We start from the raw sequence: 473 nt of genomic DNA, 5'->3' as shown, positions 1-473 counted from the left end.
TGCTCCGACAGCGCCGCCCAGCGTCGCGAGTGACGCCGTCATCCAGGCGCTCTCGACGATCTTGCCGTTCGACCACGACTGATCCGACAACTGCTGGAACGAACGCCCGTCGAGCAGCAGGAAAGCGGCGGCGAGCGCCAGCAGGAACACGGCGAGGTAGAAGACGCTGACGCCGATCGTCATCGTCAGGGCTGTGGCGACGTTGAAGAGCATCACTTGTTCGCGCTCAGCCTTGCGGCGCGGGCGTTCCAACAACTTCGCCCCGACGATCAGCGAAACCGCTACGGCCACAACGGCGACCACCGACAGCAGGCCGAGCCTCCACGGCCCGTAGTTCGTGGCGAGCACCCAGATGTCGGGCGTGATGAGCGTGAGCGCGCCAGCTGCCGCCGTCACCGCGATGAGTTGGCTGAGGCGCAGCGCGAGCGTCAGCGGACGGTTGGCTCGCACGAGCCCGAGCAGCACGCCAACGT

At 67.0% G+C, this 473-nt stretch carries 1 protein-coding gene; it reads right to left on the bottom strand.

The genetic code is table 11. The features are described from left to right. A partial coding sequence (locus tag GO615_RS29880) for a hypothetical protein (RefSeq protein ID WP_211167415.1) occupies positions 1-473 on the bottom strand: 473 nt, incomplete at both ends.

Origin of the sequence: Aromatoleum evansii (assembly GCF_012910805.1) — a bacterium.
Classification (GTDB): domain Bacteria; phylum Pseudomonadota; class Gammaproteobacteria; order Burkholderiales; family Rhodocyclaceae; genus Aromatoleum; species Aromatoleum evansii.
The sequence above is the reverse complement of the archived record's forward strand: the minus strand, read 5'-3'. Positions and strand labels throughout refer to the sequence as shown.